Origin of the sequence: Kitasatospora sp. NPDC056184, from assembly GCF_042268405.1 — a bacterium.
Taxonomy (GTDB): Bacteria; Actinomycetota; Actinomycetes; order Streptomycetales; family Streptomycetaceae; genus Kitasatospora.
The window spans coordinates 241278-258745 of sequence record NZ_JBHJUI010000010.1 but is presented as its reverse complement, the minus strand read 5'-3'; the positions used below and the strand labels follow the sequence as shown (position 1 = coordinate 258745).

The following is a 17468-nucleotide window of genomic DNA, read 5'->3' as shown; positions in this document are numbered from 1 at the left end:
CCGTCTGGAGCGGGAAGTCGGACCTGCCGACTTCCCACTCCGCGGTCACCCCGTCGCCGGGACGGCGGAGAGCAGGGCCGTGGCGGCCCTGTCGAAGGGAGCGACGCTTCCCGCGGCGCGGCACAGGATGTGGGCGCCTTCGAGTGTCGTGACCATGAGGGTGGCCAGATCGGCCGCCCCGGACGCGTCCATTCCCGCGTCGGTGAGCTTTCCGGCCAGCTCGCCCTCCCAGCCGGTGAACGCTTCGGTGGCGACGGCGCACAGACCCCCCTGGTCCGCGATGGCCGCACCGCCGTCGACGGTGACCGCCGCGATCGCGCAGCCGCCGCCCTCGGCGGACGCCCGCACGACAGGGCGGACGCTCCCGAGGAACGCCTCCACGACTTCGCGCGGCGTGTGCGCCGGCAGTTCGCCCAGGTACCCGCGGACGTCCTCCCCATGACGGCGGGCGGCTTCGAGGGCGAGTTGCTGCTTGCCGCCCGGGAAATGGTGATAGATCGCCCCGCGCGCAGCACCGCTCTCGGCCAGGACATCGCTGAAGGTCATCGCGGCCAGGCCGTGGCGTTGCAGCAGTCCGATCGCTGCGCCGATCATCCGGTTCTTCGTGTCTGCGGCCATCGCAACCCCCTTGACTAGTACGGCCATCCTAGTCCACGCTCATGCCACTAGGACGCACGTACTAGTAGCGCGGGCCGGACAGGCCCCGAACCGGAGGTTCGTGATGGGCAAAACGTTTCTCTACACCGAGATCCAGGCAGCAGTCCCGTTCGATCAGTTCGACTGGCACCCGGTCAACGAGGCACTGAAGACCGCACCGGGCCTCATCCGCAAGACGTGGCTGTCCGGCGTCGGCACCCACACCGTCGGCGGCTTCTACGAGTTCGACAGCGCCGAGAACGCCCTGGCCTTCGCCCAGGGACCGTTCGCCGAAGAGGCCCGCCGGGCCGGAGCCCCGGCCACGACCCGGCTGTTCGACGGCGACATCGTCAAGGGCGCCAGCCTCGACCTGAACTCGCCGTACTACGACTGACACCGCGACCGCCCCCGAGGCAGCCCCGGACACCGCCTCGCTCCACTGCCGGAGCGAGGCGGCCCTGCGGAGAGACATCCCGATGAACACGACTGCCGGGTTCGTGGCGGCGAAAGCCCCTCCTCCTCAGTAGTGCTCAAGCCAGGTCGCGGTGTCGTTCATCATCGCGGTGGCCTCGGGGGCCCGTGACGCGGTGAGGAGGTCGCCGGTCTGGGGGTCGTAGGCGCTCAGGCCGGTCTCCTCCTCCACGATCCCCGCCAGGCCGTACACCAGTGCCATCACCCGCTCCGCCTGCTCGCCCCGGTGCCAGTACGGGACGCTCATCGACACGTGCGCGCCGTACGCCGACAGCTGGAGGCCGGACGGGTCGTGCCCGATGCCGAGCCATGACGCCTTCGCCCCCACCTCCGCGTCGCCCAGCAGTTCCAGCGCCCTCGGGGTGATCCGCTGCCACGCCTCGGCCAACTCCTGCGGCACGGCGGACGACTGGCCCTCCCTCGCCTCGATCGCCTCCGACACGGAGGGGTAGCGGCGCAGGTCGAGGAAGGAGACGTCGTAGCTCATGGGTGCCACCGTAGGACCACCGTCCGACAACGGACTCATCCGTCGGCCTCGACCTCCAGCAGCAGATCGGCCTCGACGAGCGGGGACTCCTCCTCCACCGGTTCCGCCAGCGCCCACGGGCCCGGCCGCCGGCCGAGGCCTCCCGCCACGAAGAAGTACTCCTCCCCGCCCACCAGCGCTGCCACGATCCGCCCGGCGCCGTTCCAGGTCACGTCCTTCTCCCCCATCCGCCACACGCTCGGGTTCCGCTGCAGGTGTCCGTTGTGGGCGAAGACGAACGTGCCGCCGCGCCCCGCCTCCAGGCTCCGGATGTCGAGCAGGTTCCGGGCCATGATCTCGTCCCTGGCCCCCAGTAGCCCCGCGAGCCGCTCGCCGAGCTCCATCGGCCGCGCCGCCTGCCGGTGGTAGCGCAACAGCCCCGCGCCCGCCGTCAGATGCGTCCTCGCCCTCACCCACTCCTCCCTCGACGTGGTCGCGATCAGCTCCGCCGCCCTCGCGTGCAGCAGGCCGAGCAGATCGTCCGCGACCGCCCGCAGCCGGTCCGCCTCCGCCGAGGCGCCCGGCGACATCACGGCGTCCAGCACCGCCTCCGTCCGGCTCCACCGCTCGTCGTCCCCGACCAAGGCCGCCACGTCCAGGTCGATCCCCAGGTAGTCGCGGGCGTGTTCGAGGTACGGGCGCGGGCTCGGGGCCGTGGTGTTCTCGGTCGGGGCGTCGAAGCCGTGGAACGCCAGGCGCTCCTGTGGCGGCCGGTTCCGGTTGTACGCGCGCATCCACGCCACCAGCCGACGGTTCGGCTCCTGCTCCCCGAAGCCGTGGGTGAAGCCGTCGCGCAGCACGCCGTCCAGCGATCCCACCCCCTCGCGGACGAAGGCGTCCACCGCCAGCGCCGCCACCCGGTCCGTCTCCAGGACGACCGACCGGAAGCCCCGCTCGACCAGCTGCGCGAACAGTTCGTTGCGGGCCCGCCCGAAGGCCGGCTCCTGGTGCGTCGGCTCGCCGAACGCCACCAGGCCGCACGACGGGGGCAGGAACTCTCGGATCTCCTGTGTCATGAGCCTCAAGCGTATCTTTGAAAGACCGGTTGAGACTTTCACGGTCTCAGCCCGGCAAATTTCTTGTAAAGTCTCAAAGTGTCCAGCAACCCGGCCCAGAAGCCGACCCTGCGCCCGGCCGACCTCGCGCGCGAGCACGGCCTCTCCGCGCAGGCCGTCCGCAACTACGAGCAGGACGGCTTCCTCCCGCCCTCCGACCGGACCCCCGCCGGCTACCGGATCTACACCGAGCTGCACGCGGCGGCGCTGCGCACCTTCCTCGCGCTCGTCCGGGCGTACGGGCACCGGACCGCCGGCGCGATCATGAACGCCGTCCACGACGGCCGGACCGACGACGCCCTGACCGCCGTCCACGGCGGGCACGCCCAGCTGCTCCGCGACCGCGAGACGCTCAACGCCGTGCGCGCGGCCGTCGGCCACCTGACGGCCTCCGCCGCCACCCGGGAGCACGAGCCCGACGCACCCCTCCCCCGCACCATCGGCGAACTCGCCCACCGCCTCCGGCTCACCCCCGCCACCCTGCGCACCTGGGAGGCGGCCGGCATCCTGTGCCCCGCCCGCGACCCCGCCACCGGCTACCGCGTCTTCGACGCGACCGACGTCCGCGACGCCGACCTCGCCCACCTGCTGCGCCGCGGCGGCTACCGGCTCCAGGACATCGCGGCCGTCGTCGAGCAGATCCGCACGGCCGGCGGCACCAGCGCCCTCGCCGCCGCCCTCGCCGGCTGGCAGCAGCGGCTCACCGACCGGGGCCTTGCCATGCTGAACGCGGCCGCGCACCTCCACAACTACCTTGCGCGGTAGAGCGGTTACCATCGTTCGCATGCCCAAGCGGAAGCGCCGCCCCGCCCCCGCCCCCGTCCCGGCACTCCTCGACGCCCCGGAGAACCGCGCGCTGATCGCCGACCTCCGCGAGCGGGCGGCCCTGCCCAGCGGCCCCGACGACCTCACGCTCGGCCCCTGGCAACTGCACACCCACCCCGACCTCTGCAGCCGGCTCTCCGAGTTGGCCCCGCGCCACCCCGTGGAGGCCGCCTACGGCCTGCCGGTGCTGGCCTTCGAGGGCGTGGCCGCCGTCGTCGCGGCCGGCCTCGGCCTCCTCCTGGTCCGCCTGCCGGCCCTCCCCGAGGGCATCGAACCCGGTGGCCCGTGGCCGCCGCTCACCGACGGCGAGTGGCGCTCCGTCGACGCCTACCCCCGGAACTGCGCCCGCGCCGAGGGCGACGCCCGCCTCACCGCGCTGATCCGCGAGGCCCTGGTGCACGCCCGCGACCTGAGCCGCAACCGGCCCCGGTACCGCAGCTCCACCGGAGCGGAAAACGGCTGGCCGGAGCCGCCGCCGGTGGACCACCATGGCGTCCCATGACGCTCCTGCTGCTCGCGCCCCGGATCAACGAGACCGGCCTCCAGCTGCTCACCCACGCCCGCCGGCGCGGGCTGCGGGCGCACACCGCCGTGCGCTGGGACGTCCCCGCCGAGCTCGCCGGACTGCGGCCCGCGCACCTCTACGGCGGCCCGCTGTTCGCGGACGTCGCCGCCGGGCCGCTGGGCGTCGCCCCGCTGGAGCCGCCCGCCGACTGGCTCACCGCCCTGCCGGCCGAGCTGCTCGGCCGCCGGGTGGAGTGCACCACGCTGGCCGAGGCGCGCCGGCTGCGCCGCCCGGCGTTCCTCAAGCCGCCGGTCGACAAGCTGTTCCCCGCCCGGGTCCACCCCGACGGCAGCGGCCTGCCCGGCCCGGACGCCCTCGACGACGACACCCTGGTGCTGGTCAGTGACATCGTCGCGTTCGCGAGCGAGTACCGCCTGTTCGTGCTGGACGGCGAGGTCCGGACGGCGAGCCGCTACGCCGTGGCGGGCGCGCTCGCCGTCTCACCGGAGGTCGGTCCGGACGTGCTCGCGTTCGCGGCGGACGTCCTGGCGGCGGGCGGCCTGCCGAGCGCGGCCGTGGTCGACGTCGGCCGGATCGCCGACGGGAGCTGGGCGGTGGTCGAGGCCAACCCGGCCTGGGCGAGCGGCGGTTACGCGTGCGACCCGGACCAGGTCCTCGACGTCGTCCTGCGCGCCGCCGGTCCCGCCGAGGCGCTCGCCCCGGCGGACCTCGGCTACGCGCGGCCGGTGCCGGAGGTCGTCCGGTAGGCCCGGCGTCAGGCGCGGGCTCGGGCGCGGGCGCGGGCGCGGATTCAGACGCGGTCGAGCGGGCGGTGCGGCCCCTCCGGCAGCTCGGCCTCGATCGGGTCGCCGGGGCGGATCACCCCGCCCGCCCGGACCACGCCCATGATCCCGGCCTTGCGCACCACGTTCCCGGCCTCGTCCCGCCCGACGACCTCCTTCAGCAGGCCGTCCTGGAAGCGGTCGATCTGCAGGCACGGGTTGCGCAGCCCGGTGACCTCCACCACCGCCTCCGCCCCGATCCGCAGCAGCGTGCCGACCGGCAGGCCGAGCAGGTCGATCCCGCGTGTGGTGACGTTCTCGCCCAACTGCCCGGGCGCCACGGCGAATCCCCGCTCGCCCACCTCGGCGAACAGCTCCTCGTGGATGAGGTGGACCTGCCGCAGGTTCGGCTGCGTCGGATCCTGCGCGACGCGCGACCGGTGCTTGACGGTCACCCCCGCGTGCACGTCCCCCGCCACCCCGAGCCCGGTGAGCAGCGTGATGCTCTCCCGGTTCGGCTTGGTGAAGGAGTACTCCCCGTTGCTGCTGACCGCGGCGACCGTCCCACTCATCCGTGCGAAACCTCTCGTCCCAAGCGATGATCCACCCCCCACCCTAAGGGGCCGCCCCGTGAGGGATCCTTGAGCGGTTCGAGGCACGGTCGATCGGGGGGCGGGGTGTGGGAAGTCTGCTGAAGGGCGTCTCCAGGGTCCGCTGGGCGGACCTCCGCGACGCGACGGGGGCTCCGGCGAGGGGCATTCCCCCACTGCTCTCCCGGATCGCGTACGGCGACGAGGACACGGCCCGCACTGCCGTCGAGGAGCTGGGCGATGCCGTCTGCGCACTCGGGTTCGTGGTCGGTGAGGCGACAGCTCCCACGGTCCCGTTCCTCCTGGAACTGGCCGGGGCCCCACACGTGGCGTGCAAGGCCGAGGTGCTCGACCTGCTGGGAAGCATTTGCCGGACCTCCCAGTGGCACTCCGCCGCCGCGGCCGCCGGACACGGCGAACGCGACACGGGCTACCGGCTGCAGCCCGGCTGGGAGGCTGCCGCGAGGGCGGCCGTTCACGCGGGCCGGTCGGCCATCGCGGGTGTCGCGTCCTCCGTACGTCCGGAGGAGGCCGCCGCCGCACGGAGGCTGTTGCAGCTGATGGACCACGCCCTGCCGCTCCCGGCGCTGTGACCCGTCGTCCGACGAGGTGTCGAGAGCGCCGTGGAGGGGTGGGACGTCACGGGGCGGGGGCGGCTGGCGTGTCGAGGGCGAGGGCGAGGGCGAGGCGGCGCAGGATGACGGTCGGTGAGGGCATGACCGCGTACCAGGTGTTGGCGGTGTCGTCCTCGACCGGGGCCCAGGCGGCGACCACCGGGAGTTCGCAGTGGTCGCCGGCCTCCAACGGCGGCAGCCGCCACGTCATGGCGGGGCTGCCGGTGGCGTCGACGCCCCAGCCGTCGAACTTGTTGCCGTGGACCTCGTCGAGCAGCGCCGTCCAGCGCCGGGGGGCCTCGCCCGCCTCAGCGGCCCCGCAGATGGCCTCCTCGTCGTTGCCGCCGACGGTGAGGCGGGTCCGCTCGTCCTCGACGGTGAAGGCGGCCAGCGCCTGGCCGCCGTCCCAGCCGCTGTCGGCGCCCTCGGGGAGCGGGTGCGGCAGCGACGCCTCGAACCGTACCCGCGCGAGCGGGGCGAGGGCCTCGATCCGCCAGACCGCCGCCCGGCAGTCGGTCAGCGGTCCCCAGGTATCCGGGTCCAGCTCGGGGTCGTAGGCGGTGAGCAGCAGTTCGACGCGGGCCGAGGGGCGGGTCCACCGGGCGATCAGGCGGCCGCCGGAGCCGCCGGGCAGGACGAAGAGTTCGTCGGGCGCCGACGGGAGGGCGGTGTCCCCGAGGACCGTCTCGAAGGCGAGCGGGCCGAACGGCGTGTCGACGGTCGGCCGGAACGGCGGCCGCAGGCGGTCGCGCGGGGCGGCGGGGAGCAGCATCGGGCCAGCGTACCCGGCGGGTCCGGCGTCAGGCGTAGGGGCTGTGCATGGTGAGCCAGCGGATCTCCAGGTCCTGCTCCAGGTAGTCCATCCGGTGCTCCCAGAAGTCGCGCATGTGCGGCAGCGCGAGGTGGGCGTCGAGGTCCTCCTTGCTGCGCCAGGCCTCGTAGAAGACGAAGACGCCCGGGGCGTCGCGGTCCTCGTGGAAGTGGTACTCCAGGCAGCCGGGCTCCTGGCGGGTCGGCTCGACGAAGGAGAGGAGGAGCCGGCGCAGGTCGTCGACGCGCCCGGGCTTGGGGCGGGCGGTGCCGACGAGGGTGTAGGGCTGGGTCATGGGGCGGATCCCTTCGAAAGGTATGAGCAATCTCGTACCTCGGGACGTTAGGCGACCAGGGAGGTACGATGCAAGTCATACCTGGGAGGTGGTGGCGATGCCCGACGACGAGGGGCACCCGGACACGGCGGAGATCGAACTCGGCCGGGTCCTCGCGGCGCTGGCCGACCCGCTGCGGCGGCGCGTCGTCCGGGAGCTGGCCGCCGGGCCCAGGGACGGTGCGCGGACGTGCAGTTCGTTCGCGCTGCCGGTCAGCAAGGCGACCGTCACCTACCACTTCCGCACGCTGCGCGAAGCCGGGCTGATCCGCCAGGTCGACCGGGGCAACAGCCGGATGGCCACGCTGCGCCGCGCCGACATCGAGCAGTGCTTCCCCGGCCTGCTGGCGATCCTGACCGCGGAGAAGGCGGAGGAGGCGGGGGAGGCGGACCCGGCGGAGTGAGCCGTCAGCCCTGCGGCGGCGGCGCGATGCGGAACAGGACGTTGCGGCGCAGCGGCCCCTCGGGCGCTTCGGGGTCGTCGAAGTCGTCCGCCGGGTCGGTGGTCATGCCGAGCCGGCGCATCACCGCCTGGGAGCGCAGGTTGCCGGCCGTGGTGACGGCGAGGATCTCGGGCAGCGCGAGCGTCCCGAAGCCGAAGGCGAGGACGGCCCGGGCCGCCTCGGTGGCGTAGCCGTGGCCCCAGGCCGAGCGGGCGAGCCGCCAGCCGACCTCGACGCCGGTGAACGGCAGGCCGTCGTCGACGTCGTCCAGGCCCGCGAAGCCGACGAACTCCCCGGTGGCCCGGACCTCCACGGCCCACCAGCCGTAGCCGCGGCGGTCGAAGTCGGCCTCGAAGCGGGCGACGGAGGCGTCGCTCTGCTCACGGGTGAGGACGGCGCCCAGGTGCTCGCGGACCTCGGGGTCGGCGTTCATCGCCGCCCACGGTTCGAGGTCGGTGTCGCGCCAGCGGCGCAGGAGGAGGCGGTCGGTGTGCAGGTCGGTCATGCCGCCCAGCCAAGATGATCACACCCTCGGGGGCAAGCGGGTTTCGCCCCGAACCCGGCACCGGCACCGGCACGGGGGAATGTGGCGTGGATCACCGCAACGGCGGTGCGCGGCGGGACAGGGCATGGCTGTGGAGAATTCGATGCGCGCCCGGGTGCGCGCCGGGGACACGGCGGCGTTCGGGCAGATCTTCGAGGATCATTCCGGCGCCGTGCACCGGCACGCGCTCCGGATGACCGGCGACTGGGCGCTGGCCGAGGACGTGGTGTCGCTGACCTTTCTGGAGGCGTGGCGGCTGCGCGAGCGGGTGGCGCCGGAGGGCGGGAGCCTGAGCCCCTGGCTGCTGGGCATCGCGACCAACGTCATCCGCAACACCCGGCGCGCGGCGCGCCGGCACCGCACCGCCCTGGCCAAGCTGCCGCCGCTCGACGCCACGCCCGACTTCGCCGCCGAGGTCGCGGGCCGGATGGCGGACGCCGAGCAGCTCGCGGCCGCCAAGGCCGCGCTGGAGCGACTGCGGCCGGGCGACCGCGAGGTGTTCGCGCTCTGCGTGTGGGAGGGGCTGGACCACGCGGCGGTCGCCGAGGCGCTGGGTCGGCCGGTGGGGACGATCCGCTCGCGGCTCTCGCGCGCCCGGGCCCGGCTGCGCGAGCTGACGGAGCGGGAGTTGGCGGCGTCGCGCTCCGCGCGCTCGGCAGCCGCACTGCAACGCCCGGGCAGCGGCGGACAGTTCACAGGTGATCGCGCACTCGCGGTCCGGTCGATCAAGGAGACCCCCCGATGAACGCCACCCCCGAGGACCTGTCCCAGCGGGCCGAGCGGGAGGAACTGGCCCGGCTGCTGCCGGCCGCGGCGGCCCGGGGACTCTCCCCGCACCGCCACCTCCTGCGGAAGGAACATCTGATGGACGCTCTCACCGAGGACTCACGTCCCGCCCCGGCGGTCCGCCGACACCGCGGCCTCGCGCTGCGTCTGGCGCTCCCGGTCGGGTTGTCCGTCGCGGTGGCGGGGCTCGCCCTGACCTCCCTCCCCGGCGACCCGGCAGGCCGGAACGGGTCCGCGTTGTCGCCTGCCACGTCAGCCTCGACGTCAGCCTCGACGTCAGCCGCGACCTCGCCGGGCTCTCCCGACAGGATCACCAACGCGGCCTACGAGCTCGTGCACACCGACGACCGCGTCACGCTCACCGTCCTCGACGGCACGAAGCCCGTCGACACCGAGCAGCTCCAGCGCGACCTCGACCGCCTCGGCGTCCCCACCCGCGTCTACGGCGGTCAACCGGGCTGCGGGACCTTCAGGTCGATGGTCGCGCCCGTCCCCAAGGACGCCACGGGGAAGGGCTCGGCGTCCTCGGCGTTCATCGATGCGTCGGCCCACGGCGGCAGGACCGTCTTCTCCATTCGCCCGGGCAGCATCAATGCCGGCGAGGAACTGATCCTCTACCTCCCGGTCGCCCGGCCCGGCACCCCCGGCGGCCTCGACGGGCTGGAGGCGGGCGTCCTGTTCGGCGCCACGCCCAGTTGCGCGCCCACGACGAGCCCCGCCCCCACCCCTTCGGCCGGCTGAGGGGGGCCGCGCCCCCTGCCCGGAGCGGGACGGCGGACCGGTCGGCCTCCCGCTCCGGGGGGTCGGTGCCTTCGCCGTGACCGGGAGGCCGGGAGGTCGAGCGCGCTCGACGTCACGTCGCGTCATTCCAGCAGGCGTTCGGCGTCCTCCGGGACCCACGGGAAGGGGACGTCGGGCCAGCGGGCGGCGGCCCAGGCGTCGAGGTCGACGGCGAGGACCGCGTCGACGAAGACCTGCGGCGGCCGGTAGCCGTGGGCGGTGATGTAGTGCGTGATCAGGAACGGCGCGGCGTAGGCGATGCCGGGCCCGCCCGGGATCCGCACCTCCCCGTTGCCCTCCGGGGCCTCCTCCTCCGGGCAGAGCCCGCAGTCGTGCACGCCGAGGCAGACGTTCATCCACTGGACCTCCTGGATGGCGTCGAGCTTCGCCACGAAGGCGGGAGGGACCGGTCCGGTCGGGTACGGCCGGCCGGATTCCAGCCAGCCGACGTTCAGCCGGGTGTACGTCGGGCGGTACCAGAGCCCGAAGACACCGGACTCCGGGTCGCCGAAGGAGTCGTGGGGCTGGTAGTCGTACTCGGTGAGGTCTTCGTAGAACACGCGCTCATCATCGCCGAGGGCCCGCGAGGGCGTACGCGGCGGTACCGGCGGCCGCCAGCGCGAGGGCCGTCCAGGTGGCGGGGGCCGTGCCGGGCGGGAGGAGGGGCCAGGTGAGGACCCGCGTCACGAGGTCCGGGCCGGGCGGGACGACGAAGGCGGCGCAGAGCCAGCCGAACGGGAGCAGCCAGGCGTGGGCGCGGCCCCCGCAGACGGCGCCGAGGGCCGCGAGGCCGGTGAGGCCGGCACTGTCGCGGACGGTGAGGGCGAGCGGGCCCGGCGGCAGGACGGCGGCGGCGAGGACGGCGCAGAGCAGGACGTGGGCCGCCCGGCGGAACGGCCAGCGCAGGGCCGCCGTGCGGTCCAGGTCGAGGTCCTGGCCGCCGAGTCCGGCGGAGAGTGCCATCGCTGCGGCGGCGAGCAGGAGGGCGGCGACGCGCGGGCCGCCCAGGCCGCCGTCACCGAGCCGCGCGAGCACCGTCAATACCGCCAACACAGCCAGCGCGGCGGGCAGTTGACGCGAGCGCGCGTACAGGGTCAGCCACCTCACCGGGTCACACCGCCCGCCAGCACGTCGAGCGGGTCGCCCGTGCAGGAGACGGCGGCCGTGTGCAGGGCGGCCATCCGCCGGCGCTGCTCGGCGGGCGCCAGCGCGCCGAACGCCTGCCAGGCCGGGGCGGCCAGCTCGGTCTGGTCCTGCGCACTGAACATGGTCCCGTCGAGCGGCAGCAGGTCGCCGAGGACCCAGGCGGCCGCGATGCTCTGGGCGACCACCTCCGGCAGCGTGCCGCTCTCGCGCGCGCTGCGGGGGTGGCAGAGCGGCACGATGCCCTGGCCGACCAGCGCCCGGGTCAGCGCCTCTCCCCCGGCGGCGCCGATCACCGCGTCGTCGAAGTCGACGAGCAGCGCCTCGCGCGGGCGTTCCGGCGTGCCGCCGATGGCGCGCGGGGCGGTGCTCTCGCGGACGGCGGCGGGTGCCTGGTCGCCGAGGGCGCCGCGCAGCAGGCCCAGCGCGTCCCGGCCGCGGCCGGCCAGCTCGTCCAGGCGCGCCCGGTGGGCCGCCGTCACGCACACCGGGCCGTCGCACACCGGGGCGGTCGCGGCCCGGTCGAGGACGTAGGTGTCGCGGGGGTCGGCGGGAAGCACGGGCAGGGCGAGCGCCGCGCCCGCGAGGAGGGGGGTGAGGGCGAGCAGCCGGGCGCGCGGGGTGGCGGCGGCCAGCAGGGCGAGCCCGGTCGCCGCCAGGCCGAGCAGCCAGAGCGTCTGGCCGAGGTGGACGGGGGCGGCGAGGGTGAGGACGGTCTGGCGGACGTCGGCGACGGTGGGCGACAGCAGCGAGAGCCGGTTCGGCACGGCGGAGGTCGGGACGGCGGCGTCGGTGGTCTGGCGCAGGACGTTGGTGAGCACGAAGCCGGCGACCGCCAGGGCGGGCGGGGTGAGGACGGAGGGCAGGGTCCGGGCGACGCCCATGCCGAGGACGGCGCCGGCGCCGAGGGCGAGCGCGCCCACCAGGGAGATCGGCAGCCAGCCGGCGCCGGTGGACGCGGCGCCGCCGGCGAGCAGCCGCGCCGCGCCGAGGAGGACGAGCAGCGCGAAGGCCCCGGCGAGGGCGAGGGCCGTCGGGCCGGCGAGGGCGACGGCGCGGTGGCGGGCCGGCCGCGGGGTGGTGGCGAGGAGTTCGGCGGTCCCGGAGCGGCGGTCGCGCAGACCCTGCAGCGCGCCGAGGCCGAGGGCGAGCGGCCACAGGACGACCAGCAGGTGCCGGGTCCACAGGGCCATCGACGTCCACTGGGCCGTCCACAGGGTGGTGCCCTGCGACCAGGGACCGGGGGCGAGTTCCAGGAGGGCGAGCGCGATGGCCAGGACGGCGGCGGCGGCCCAGGGGGCGACGGAGCGCCGCAGTTCGGTGCGCAGCACCCGCAGCGGGACGGTCACCAGGCACCTCCGGTCCGCGCCGGGGCGGCGAGGAGGGCCGAGTAGCCGCGCTCCAGCGGGCTGTCGCCCTCGTGCTCGGGGCCGCCCGCGGCGGCCAGCTGCTCCGGGGTGCCCTGGAAGACCAGCCGCCCCTCGGCGAAGAGCACCACGTCGGTGCAGGCGGCGGCGACGTCCTCCACCAGGTGGGTGGAGACGACGACGCAGGCGTCCGTCCCCAGCTCCTGGAGCAGCTGGCGCAGCCGCAGCCGCTGCGCCGGGTCCAGGCCGACGGTCGGCTCGTCGAGCAGCAGCACGGCCGGGTCGTTGACGATGGCCTGGGCGATGCCGGCCCTGCGCACCATGCCGCCCGACAGGGCCTTCATCCGCTCGTCGGCGCGGTCGGCGAGGCCGACCCGCTCGACGGCGCGCTGCACCGCGGCCGGGACGTCGGCGGCGGGCACCTCCTTCAGCCAGGCCATGTACTCGACGAACTCCCTCACGGTGAAGCGCTTGTAGTAGCCGAACTGCTGCGGCAGGTAGCCGATCCGGCGGCGCAGCGCGCGGTACCCGCCCGGGCCGCCGAGCGGCTGCCCGAGGAGTTCCAGTTCACCGCCGGCCGGGCGCAGCACGGTGGCCAGGGCGCGGATGAGGGTGGTCTTGCCGGCGCCGTTGGGGCCGAGCAGGCCGTGGACGCCGGTGCCGAGGGCCAGGTCGAGGCCGTCGACGGCCATCCGCCGGCGGCCGGCCCTGACCTTCAGTCCGCTCGCCCGGATCTGCCAGGCGTAGCGGGTGGGGGCGAGGTCGGCGCCGCTCACTGCGGGCATGGTGCGGTTCCTGTTCTTCCGGAGGGTCAACGGTTTTCTCCCTGTACGGCGTAGGCGCCCCGGCGGGCGAGGACGACGGCCGCGCCGAGCGCGAGGAGCAGGCCCCAGCCCCACGGCGGCAGGCCGTCCGCGCGCAGGACGGGGGGTGTGCGGCCGGCGGCCAGGGTCGGCGCGGCCACCGCCGCGGCCCAGACGGCGAGCAGGGCGACGGCGGCGCGGGTGATGCCGACGAGTCCGCCGAGCGCCAGGGTCGCGGCGGTGCACGCCAGGCTGGGCAGCAGCCACTGCGCGGCCGTCAGGCCGGTGGCCCGGCCCGCCGCGAGCAGGGCGGGGATCACCACGGCGAGCACGGCGACGGTGCGGCGCAGCACCAGCGGCAGGCCGGCGCGCGGGGTGGCGGCGGTGAGTTCGTACGCGGGGTCGAGTCCGCGCGACCAGGAGAGCGCCACTCCGGCCACCGGCAGGACGGGAGCGAGCAGCAGGACGAGGGAGATCCGCTCGGGGCCGGGGCCGGCCAGGTCCAGCAGGAGGGCGAGCAGGGTGACGGCGAGGACCATGGCCAGCCACGGGGTCATGGCGGGCGTCGTCCAGGTCGCGAGGCGGGCGATCAGGCGGCGGCGCGGCGGGGCGGGGGCGGCCCCGGCCAGCCGGGGGGCGAGGTCGGCCCAGACGGCCTCGGTGAGCGCCGCCACGGCGGGGGCCCCGGCGGTGACGGCGGCCGCCAGCCGGTCCCGGCAGCTTCGGCAGGCTTCCAGGTGGGCCTCCAGGGCCCAGACCTCGTCGGTGGCGAGGTCGGCGGCGCCGCGCGCGTAGCCGTCGACGAGCCGGGCCGACGCGTGTTCCGTGCCGGTCATGCCAGTGCCTCCCGCATCGCGATCCGGGCCCGGCGGGCGCGGGTCTTGACCGTGCCCTCGGGCAGTCCGAGGACCACGGCGGTCTCCCGGACGGACAGTCCGTCGAGCACCATCGCCCGCAGGACGTCCCGCAGTTCCGGGGCGAGGCGTCCCAGGGCGTCCCCGACGTCGCCGCCGACGGTCGCCACCAGCGCCTCCTCCTCGGCGGCGGGCGCCACGGGGAGCGGGGCGGCCGCGGCGGGCGGCTCGGCGTGGTGGGCGCGGCGGCGGAACGCGTCGACGAGGCGGCGGGCCGCGATCGTCCACAGCCAGCCGACGGCCGTGCCGCCGGTGCGGCTGCCGGCGAAGGACCCGGCCGCCCGCCACACCGCCAGGTACGTCTCCTGCATGACCTCGGCGACGAGCTGCTCGTCGGCGCAGCGGCGGCGCAGCCGCACGGCCAGCCACGGCGACGTGCGCCGGTACAGCTCCTCGAAGGCGGCCCGGTCCCCCCGGGCCACCCGCTGGAGGAGGCCTTCCTCGTCCAGTTCCTGCGGCGGTGCCGCCTTGGCGCGTTTCACACCTGCTAGACGCCGGGGCGGACCTGCGGGTTTTCGACGGGGGGTGATCCCGGTCACATCGCCGCGTCAGATGACATCAAAGGTGTCATGATGACACCGTGAGTGTCAGTCAGAGCGCGGACGAGGACGGCGGGCCGGTCGTCGAGGGGCTGCTGGACGAGGTGATCCGGCGGCTGTGGCCGGTGCACCGGGTGATCGTGCGGGCGGTCGAGCGCGGGCTGGCGGGGACGGGGATGACGGCCGGGCAGCACGCGGTGCTGGACGCGCTGCGGCGCGGGGGGCCGCGGACCGTGCCGCAGTTGGCGCGGGCGCTGGACCTGGACCGGCAGCCCGTCCAGCGGCTGGTGAACGACGCCAAGGCGCTCGGGCTGGCCGAGACCGTCGCCAACCCGGAGCACCGGCGCTCCTCGCTGGTGCGGCTCACCACGCGGGGCGAGAGCGTGCTCGCCCGCGTCCAGGGAGCCGAGCGCGAGGCGCTGCGGCGCCACCTCGGCGACCTGGACCCGGGCGAGGTCGCCACCGCTCTGCGGGTGCTCGACCGGCTCGGCGAGGTGTTCCACGCGCTGGAACGCGCGGCCGGGGAACGGAATCCACAGGACCGGAACGACCCGAGCGACCCCAACGAACCGAACGACCGAGGAGCGGACGGACCATGACCGAAGCACGCACCGGAACCGTGACCGTCGAGGGGGGCGAGCTGTCCTACGAGCTCGCGGAGGGCACCGGGCCGGCCGTCGTGCTGCTGCACGGCGGCTTGCTGGACCGGCACAGCTGGGACGAGCAGTTCACCCGGCTCGCCGCCGCGGGCCGGCACGTCGTCCGCTACGACGCCCGCGGCCACGGCCGCTCCTCCACCGTCGGCGGCGACCACTCCCACCCCGACGACCTGCGGGCGCTGCTCGCCCACCTGGACGTGCCGCGCGCCGTGCTGGTCGGGCTCTCGCTCGGCTCCCGGATCGCCCTGGACACCGCGCTCACCCACCCCGGCTGCGTGGCGGGCCTGGTCCTCACCGCGCCGGGCGTCAGCGGGCGGCCGTTCACCGACCCCTTCGTGACCCGCCACACCGAGCAGCAGATCGCCGCGCTGGGCGCCGGCGGCGAGGAGGGCGTGGGCCGGTTCGTGGAGCACTTCCTGCGGATGTGGGCGGACGGCCCGCACCGCTCCCCCGCCGAGGTGGACGGCGCGCTGCGGGAGCGGCTGCGCGCCTCGGTGACCGCCAACGTGCTGCGCCACGCCGCCGGGTTCGGCGCCGGGCGCGCCCGGGAGGCGGGCGCGGCCGGGCGGCTGGGCGAGCTGGCGGCGCCGGCCCTGGTCCTGACCGGGGAGCTGGACGGCGCCGACATCCTGGCCAACGCCCGGGCCGTCGCCGACACCGCCCCGCACGCCCGCGGGCTGCTCGTGCCCGGCGCCGCGCACATGGTCCCGCTGGAGCGCCCGGACCTCTTCGAGGCCGAGCTGGACGCCTTCCTCGCCGCCTTCTGATCCTCACCGCCGTTCTGGCGCCCGCCGCCCGCGGCCGGTCACTCCCGGACCGCTCAGCCGGCCAGGCCGTGCCCGACCAACCGGCCGCGCAGGCCCGCCAGTTCGCGCCGGACCAGAGGCGGCAGCCCGTCCTCGCCGTCGCCCGCCGCCAGCACCGACCGGAGCAGCTCGGCGGCCGCCCGGGGATCGTGGGCGAGCAGGTGGCAGTCGGCCACCCGGACAGTGAACAGCAGCCGGGCGGAGGGCAGTTGGTCGGGGGCGAGCAGGGCGAGCGCGGTCTCGGCGGCGTCCACGGCGCGCCGGGCGAGCCGGGGGTCGTCGACGGCGGCGGCCACGTCGCGCAGCGCGGCGGCGGCGCCCGCCTCGACCCGCAGCCGCATCGAGGCGATGGAGAGCCAGGCGGCGTCGGACTCGTCGTGGACCCCGATGTGGTCCAGGTGGTGCCGGGCGCGGGCGATGTGGCGGACGGTGGCGTGGACGTCGCCGGTCATGGCGTGGGCGCGGGCCAGGCCGATCTGGCCCATCGCGCCGGCCCAGTGCCGGGCGGGGGCGACCCGGACGATCTCGTGGGCGTAGCCGAGGGCGGCCGCGGGGTCGCCGTCGAGGCGGGCGAGGAAGCTCATGTCGCTGAGCGCGGCGACCTGGGTGGCGGCGTCCTCGGCGAGTTCGGCCCAGCCGAGGGCGCGGGAGAAGCAGGCCATCGCGGTGGCGTTGCGGCCGTCCTGCATCCGCAGCGCGCCGGCGGCGTGGGCGTACTCGCCCGCGAGCCGGGCGAGCGGGCGGCGGGCGGGCCCGGCCGGGTGGGCGGCCAGGCGGCGCAGCACGACGCGCAGGGTGTCCTCGACGGCCTCGGTCCCGGGGGCGCCGGGGCTGTCGCCGGCCCGCAGGTGGGCGGCGAGCAGGCCGGCGAGGGCGTGCACGGTCTCGGCGTCCAGGGGCGGGGCGGCGGCGGGATCGGCGGCGCGGAAGGCGGCGTGCAGCGCGGCGAGGTCGGCCGGCGGGGGGACGTCGCAGCCGGCGGCGTCGTGGAGCGGGCAGAGCAGCCCGTAGTCGGGGAGGCGGACCGGCAGCTGGGTGGCGAGGCCGGACGGAAGGGCGGGGACGAGGGCCGCGACGGGCGGGCCGGGCAGCGGGGCGCGGGTCCAGTCGCCGGGTGCCGGCGCGACGCCGTCGGCGGCCGGAGGCCCGGCCGGGGCGGGCAGGGCGCCCTCCTCGGCGAGGCGGCAGGCGGCCCGCAGGTCGCCGTCGGCCAGGAGCAGGTCGTCGAGCCGGTCGGCGATCCGGGGGCTGGTGCGGCGGGTGCCGTGTTCGAGCTTGCTGACGGCGGTGTGGTCGTAGCCGATCTCGGCGCCGAGCTGGGCCTGGGTCAGGCCGGCGCGGCGGCGCCACTGGCGCAGGCGCAGTCCGAAGGCCCGCCAGGCCTCGTCCTCGACGGGCTTGGTCGCCGCCCGGTTCCGGTGCACGGGGCTGCCCTCCCGAGTGCGTTCCGGGCCTTCCGAAAAGGAGGTCCGCTGAGGAGGACGGTACTGGACGAGGACCTCCGCCGTACATGAGATGGTCTCAACCACTTTCCGT

General features: G+C 75.7%; 24 protein-coding genes. 10 read left to right on the top strand and 14 right to left on the bottom strand.

Translation table 11 applies throughout. The features are described 5' to 3' along the window. Window positions 1-45: 45 nt before the first annotated feature. Window positions 46-618: a TetR/AcrR family transcriptional regulator gene (locus ACFC0B_RS21735; RefSeq protein ID WP_376087978.1), complete on the bottom strand. Its 573-nt coding sequence runs from the start codon at window positions 616-618 to the stop codon at window positions 46-48. A 103-nt stretch (window positions 619-721) separates the two neighbouring features. Here ACFC0B_RS21735 and ACFC0B_RS21730 point away from each other — a divergent pair, with 103 nt between their 5' ends. Next, complete coding sequence (locus ACFC0B_RS21730; protein ID WP_376087975.1) at window positions 722-1030, top strand: hypothetical protein; 309 nt, start codon at window positions 722-724, stop codon at window positions 1028-1030. Window positions 1031-1156: 126 nt separating this feature from the next. Here ACFC0B_RS21730 and ACFC0B_RS21725 read toward each other — a convergent pair whose 3' ends face one another. Then, complete coding sequence (locus ACFC0B_RS21725; RefSeq protein WP_376087972.1) at window positions 1157-1594, bottom strand: hypothetical protein; 438 nt, start codon at window positions 1592-1594, stop codon at window positions 1157-1159. A gap of 35 nt (window positions 1595-1629) precedes the next feature. Continuing rightward, window positions 1630-2649 (bottom strand): erythromycin esterase family protein, encoded by a 1020-nt coding sequence (locus ACFC0B_RS21720; protein WP_376087969.1) that lies wholly within the window; start codon window positions 2647-2649, stop codon window positions 1630-1632. A 78-nt stretch (window positions 2650-2727) separates the two neighbouring features. Here ACFC0B_RS21720 and ACFC0B_RS21715 point away from each other — a divergent pair, with 78 nt between their 5' ends. From ACFC0B_RS21715 to ACFC0B_RS21705, 3 genes are read left to right on the top strand one after another with little or no spacing between them, the layout of a single operon-like run. Further along, entirely contained in the window at window positions 2728-3453 is a 726-nt protein-coding gene (locus ACFC0B_RS21715; protein WP_376087966.1) for a TioE family transcriptional regulator, read from the top strand. A 19-nt stretch (window positions 3454-3472) separates the two neighbouring features. Then, window positions 3473-4015, top strand: coding sequence for a hypothetical protein (locus ACFC0B_RS21710; protein ID WP_376087963.1), 543 nt, complete (start codon window positions 3473-3475; stop codon window positions 4013-4015). Continuing rightward, window positions 4012-4785: an ATP-grasp domain-containing protein gene (locus ACFC0B_RS21705; RefSeq protein ID WP_376087960.1), complete on the top strand. Its 774-nt coding sequence runs from the start codon at window positions 4012-4014 to the stop codon at window positions 4783-4785. Before ACFC0B_RS21710 ends, ACFC0B_RS21705 begins: the two co-directional genes overlap by 4 nt. Before the next feature lie 44 nt (window positions 4786-4829). On the opposite strand, the gene ACFC0B_RS21700 is transcribed toward ACFC0B_RS21705, so the two are convergent. Then, a complete protein-coding gene (locus ACFC0B_RS21700; RefSeq protein ID WP_376087957.1) occupies window positions 4830-5372 on the bottom strand; it encodes an MOSC domain-containing protein in 543 nt (180 codons plus the stop codon). Window positions 5373-5479: 107 nt separating this feature from the next. Between ACFC0B_RS21700 and ACFC0B_RS21695 the strand changes: the two genes are divergently transcribed. Beyond that, complete coding sequence (locus ACFC0B_RS21695; protein ID WP_376087954.1) at window positions 5480-5983, top strand: hypothetical protein; 504 nt, start codon at window positions 5480-5482, stop codon at window positions 5981-5983. A 46-nt stretch (window positions 5984-6029) separates the two neighbouring features. Here ACFC0B_RS21695 and ACFC0B_RS21690 read toward each other — a convergent pair whose 3' ends face one another. Continuing rightward, on the bottom strand, window positions 6030-6776 hold the full coding sequence (locus ACFC0B_RS21690; protein WP_376087951.1) for a hypothetical protein: 747 nt from the start codon (window positions 6774-6776) through the stop codon (window positions 6030-6032). A 28-nt stretch (window positions 6777-6804) separates the two neighbouring features. Beyond that, a complete protein-coding gene (locus ACFC0B_RS21685; protein WP_376087948.1) occupies window positions 6805-7110 on the bottom strand; it encodes a putative quinol monooxygenase in 306 nt (101 codons plus the stop codon). Between the two features lie 97 nt (window positions 7111-7207). Here ACFC0B_RS21685 and ACFC0B_RS21680 point away from each other — a divergent pair, with 97 nt between their 5' ends. After that, window positions 7208-7552 carry an ArsR/SmtB family transcription factor gene (locus tag ACFC0B_RS21680; protein WP_376087945.1) on the top strand — a complete coding sequence of 115 codons (345 nt, stop codon included), beginning with the start codon at window positions 7208-7210 and terminating at the stop codon, window positions 7550-7552. 4 nt (window positions 7553-7556) lie between these two features. On the opposite strand, the gene ACFC0B_RS21675 is transcribed toward ACFC0B_RS21680, so the two are convergent. Further along, window positions 7557-8096: a GNAT family N-acetyltransferase gene (locus ACFC0B_RS21675; protein ID WP_376087942.1), complete on the bottom strand. Its 540-nt coding sequence runs from the start codon at window positions 8094-8096 to the stop codon at window positions 7557-7559. Window positions 8097-8226: 130 nt separating this feature from the next. On the opposite strand from ACFC0B_RS21675, the gene ACFC0B_RS21670 reads away from it, so the two are divergent. Both ACFC0B_RS21670 and ACFC0B_RS21665 read left to right on the top strand, forming a co-directional pair. Further along, complete coding sequence (locus tag ACFC0B_RS21670) at window positions 8227-8880, top strand: RNA polymerase sigma factor (RefSeq protein ID WP_376088157.1); 654 nt, start codon at window positions 8227-8229, stop codon at window positions 8878-8880. After that, the gene (locus tag ACFC0B_RS21665; protein ID WP_376087939.1) at window positions 8877-9662 is read left to right on the top strand and encodes a hypothetical protein; all 786 of its coding nucleotides are present in this window, start codon (window positions 8877-8879) and stop codon (window positions 9660-9662) included. The genes ACFC0B_RS21670 and ACFC0B_RS21665 overlap by 4 nt, the downstream gene beginning before the upstream one ends. Window positions 9663-9784: 122 nt before the next feature. Here ACFC0B_RS21665 and ACFC0B_RS21660 read toward each other — a convergent pair whose 3' ends face one another. The 6 genes from ACFC0B_RS21660 to ACFC0B_RS21635 are packed head-to-tail and all read right to left on the bottom strand — an operon-like array spanning window position 9785 to window position 14350. Continuing rightward, window positions 9785-10261, bottom strand: coding sequence for a hypothetical protein (locus ACFC0B_RS21660; RefSeq protein ID WP_376087936.1), 477 nt, complete (start codon window positions 10259-10261; stop codon window positions 9785-9787). Window positions 10262-10268: 7 nt separating this feature from the next. After that, entirely contained in the window at window positions 10269-10808 is a 540-nt protein-coding gene (locus tag ACFC0B_RS21655) for a hypothetical protein (protein WP_376087933.1), read from the bottom strand. After that, window positions 10805-12193, bottom strand: a complete 1389-nt coding sequence (locus ACFC0B_RS21650; RefSeq protein ID WP_376087930.1) for a hypothetical protein — start codon at window positions 12191-12193, stop codon at window positions 10805-10807. The genes ACFC0B_RS21655 and ACFC0B_RS21650 overlap by 4 nt, the downstream gene beginning before the upstream one ends. Continuing rightward, complete coding sequence (locus ACFC0B_RS21645; protein ID WP_376087927.1) at window positions 12190-12996, bottom strand: ATP-binding cassette domain-containing protein; 807 nt, start codon at window positions 12994-12996, stop codon at window positions 12190-12192. Before ACFC0B_RS21645 ends, ACFC0B_RS21650 begins: the two co-directional genes overlap by 4 nt. Before the next feature lie 26 nt (window positions 12997-13022). Next, window positions 13023-13850 carry a zf-HC2 domain-containing protein gene (locus ACFC0B_RS21640; RefSeq protein WP_376087924.1) on the bottom strand — a complete coding sequence of 276 codons (828 nt, stop codon included), beginning with the start codon at window positions 13848-13850 and terminating at the stop codon, window positions 13023-13025. Beyond that, entirely contained in the window at window positions 13847-14350 is a 504-nt protein-coding gene (locus tag ACFC0B_RS21635; RefSeq protein WP_376088154.1) for an RNA polymerase sigma factor, read from the bottom strand. The genes ACFC0B_RS21640 and ACFC0B_RS21635 overlap by 4 nt, the downstream gene beginning before the upstream one ends. 158 nt (window positions 14351-14508) lie before the next feature. On the opposite strand from ACFC0B_RS21635, the gene ACFC0B_RS21630 reads away from it, so the two are divergent. Both ACFC0B_RS21630 and ACFC0B_RS21625 read left to right on the top strand, forming a co-directional pair. Further along, the gene (locus tag ACFC0B_RS21630) at window positions 14509-15066 is read left to right on the top strand and encodes a MarR family winged helix-turn-helix transcriptional regulator (protein WP_376087921.1); all 558 of its coding nucleotides are present in this window, start codon (window positions 14509-14511) and stop codon (window positions 15064-15066) included. Beyond that, window positions 15063-15893, top strand: a complete 831-nt coding sequence (locus ACFC0B_RS21625; protein ID WP_376087918.1) for an alpha/beta fold hydrolase — start codon at window positions 15063-15065, stop codon at window positions 15891-15893. Before ACFC0B_RS21630 ends, ACFC0B_RS21625 begins: the two co-directional genes overlap by 4 nt. Before the next feature lie 53 nt (window positions 15894-15946). On the opposite strand, the gene ACFC0B_RS21620 is transcribed toward ACFC0B_RS21625, so the two are convergent. Next, a complete protein-coding gene (locus tag ACFC0B_RS21620) occupies window positions 15947-17356 on the bottom strand; it encodes a helix-turn-helix domain-containing protein (protein ID WP_376087915.1) in 1410 nt (469 codons plus the stop codon). Window positions 17357-17468 lie beyond the last annotated feature (112 nt).